At 71.3% G+C, this 2,548-nt stretch carries 4 protein-coding genes; all 4 read left to right on the top strand.

Annotation, left to right across the window (positions count from 1 at the left end):
* The first annotated feature begins 129 nt into the window (after positions 1-129).
* Positions 130-780, top strand: coding sequence for a DUF1131 family protein (locus AC1DZ6_RS23355; protein WP_477099495.1), 651 nt, complete (start codon positions 130-132; stop codon positions 778-780).
* Between the two features lie 4 nt (positions 781-784).
* Complete coding sequence (locus tag AC1DZ6_RS23350) at positions 785-1,438, top strand: DUF1131 domain-containing protein (protein WP_477099494.1); 654 nt, start codon at positions 785-787, stop codon at positions 1,436-1,438.
* Between the two features lie 11 nt (positions 1,439-1,449).
* Positions 1,450-2,091, top strand: a complete 642-nt coding sequence (gene tsaB / locus AC1DZ6_RS23345; protein ID WP_477099496.1) for a tRNA (adenosine(37)-N6)-threonylcarbamoyltransferase complex dimerization subunit type 1 TsaB — start codon at positions 1,450-1,452, stop codon at positions 2,089-2,091.
* On the top strand, positions 2,088-2,548 hold a 461-nt coding region (locus tag AC1DZ6_RS23340; protein WP_477099493.1), incomplete at its 3' end, for a GNAT family N-acetyltransferase. The genes tsaB and AC1DZ6_RS23340, both read left to right, overlap by 4 nt.

Here is a 2,548-nt window from a genome sequence, read left to right as displayed (position 1 = left end):
CTCCTCGCCCGCCCACTCCTCACCCGCCCACTCCTCACCCGCAAAGCGGGGGAGGTGGCGCGATGCGAATACGCATCGTGACGGAGGGGGCGTCTCGCCGCCCGGATGAAAGATGCTAAAAGGCGCCTCATGACCCAGCGCCTCGCCCTGATCGCCGCCCCGTTGCTGCTGCTCGCCGCCTGCGGCCCCGCCAAGCAAGCCGACACCGCCAAGCCGCCGGCCGCCTCGAGCGCCGAGGTTCCCAAGTCCGGCCCCGTCGCCATCGCGGTCACGCCCTATGTCGGCGGGCCGCTGCACGTGCGCGCCGACGGCGTGGGACCGATCACCGGCGAGACAGCCTTCGACCTGGCCACGATCAAGGCCCTGTTCCCCAAGGCGGTGGTCAAGAGCGCCTTCATCCACACCGGCGAGGGCCCGCCCGGACCGATCCTCACGGTCGAGCAGGACAACGTCCCGCTGCTGGAGATCGGCAAGGGCGCCGAGGGCGGCATCGGCGAGATCCGCCTGGCGGGCGGACCGGTCGAAGGGCCCAAGGGCGAAGCGCTGCTGGCGAAGTGGGCCGATCTGGGCTTCGACATCGCCCAGTGCCGGGCCGGCGAAGGCCGCACCGTCAACCAGACCGTCTGCGTGCGCCCCGAGGCCCCGACCGTGTCCTACGTGTTCGGCGTGCCGGGCTGGACCAAGGGCGGCCTGCCGCCGGTCGAGACGCTGAAGGCCAAGGGCCAGCTCAACGAATTCGTCTGGCGTCCGGCCGAGCAGGCGGCCGTCGGCGCGGCCTGATCCGATGCTCCGACACCTCCTCTTCGCCGGGGCGCTGCTGGCCCTGGCCGCCTGCGGTCCGGCCGACAAGCCCGCGGCCTCCAAGACCGGCGCCCCCGCCGTCTCTGCTCCCGCCGTGGTGACCCGCCAGGACGCCTCCGGGGCGACCGACCGCTTCACGCCCTATGAAGGCGGCCCGCTGGCGCTGGACGAATTCTCGGTCGGCCCGGTGATGGCCCAGACCGAATTCTCGATGGAGGCGATCAAGCCGCGCTTCCCGAAGGCGAAAGTCGAGGGCGTGTTCATTCGGGACGACGGCTCGAAATCGACTCTGATGGGCGTCACCGTCGAGCAGGGCGGCGGCGTCATCGAGATTCACGGCAATCCCGGCTCGACCAAGGTCGGCGACATCCGCGTCGTCGGCGGAACGCCCCAAGGCCCGCGAGGCGAAACCCTGGGCATGAAGTGGGCCGACGCCGACATGGACTATCCGCGCTGCTGGATGGGCAAGGACCGCGACGTCCACGCGGTGATCTGCACCCAGCCCGGAGAGCCGGCGCTACGTTACGTGTTCGGCGTGCCCGGCTGGACCCAGGACGTGATGCCGCCCGAGGCGATGCTGCGCGAAAAAGGCTTCCTGCGCGAGTTCTTCTGGCGCGGCGGGGCGCCGGTCCAATGACCGCCCCCTCCTTGATCCTGGCCATCGACACCTGCCTGGGCGCCAGCTCGGTCGCGATCCTGGACGGCGACCTCGTCCGCGCCGCCCGCAGCGAGCCGATGACCCGCGGCCATCAGGAGCGCATCGCTGTCCTGGCCCGTGAGGTCGCGACCGAGGCGGGGATCAAGTTCGCCGACCTGACCCGCATCGCCGCCACCGTCGGCCCCGGCTCGTTCACTGGCCTGCGGGTCGGCCTGTCGTTCGCCAAGGGCCTGGCCACGGCCCTGTCGATCCCTTGCGTCGGGATCAACACCCTCGAGGCCCTGGCCGCCACCTCGGGCGCGGCCGGCTTCGTGGCCGGCGTGCTCGACGCCAAGAWGGGTCAGGTCTATCTGCAGGTCTTCGACGGCGGAAAGGCGCTGATGGCCCCGGACGCCCTCGAAGTAGGCGTCGCCGCCGCGCGTCTGGCCGAGCTCTATTCCGGCGGTCCCGCCACTCTGGTCGGCTCGGGCGCGCCGCTGGTCGCCGAGGTTCTGCCCGACGCGACCGTGCTGACCCCGGCCTACGCCGACCCCGTGGCCGTCGCCCGCCTGGCCGCCGCCAAGCCCGCGCCGAGCCATTCGCCCCGGCCGCTCTATCTGCGCGCGCCCTATGCCGTGGCGCCGGCGGCATGATCCTGCGTCCCGTCGGGCTGGAAGCCTGCTTCACCCTCGCTGATTTGCACGACCGCGCCTTCGACCGGCCCTGGTCGGCCGATGAATTCGAGGCCCTGCTCAAGGGCCCCGGCGCCTTCGCCGTGTTGGGCGAGGCGGGCGATCCGGAGGAGGCCCCGATGGACGCGAAAGGCTTCATCCTGTGCCGCGCCGTCGCCGGCGAGGCCGAGATCCTGACCGTGGCCGTCGATCCGGTCGCCCGGCGTCGCGGCTGGGGCGCGGCCCTGGTCGAAATGGCCGCCGGAATCGCCCGGGAAGCCGCCGCGTTCGAGATGTTTCTGGAGGTCGCGGCCGACAATGTCGCGGCGATCAAGCTCTACGAAGCCGCCGGTTTCGAACGTGTGGGCTTGAGAAAGGGCTATTATCCCCATCCAGATGGGGCCAAGGACGCGGTGGTGATGCGTCGGGTGCTTAACAG

Source organism: Caulobacter sp. P1_B12_2 (assembly GCF_056406675.1).
Note: the sequence above shows the minus strand (reverse complement) of the source record. Positions and strands in the feature narration are given on the sequence as shown.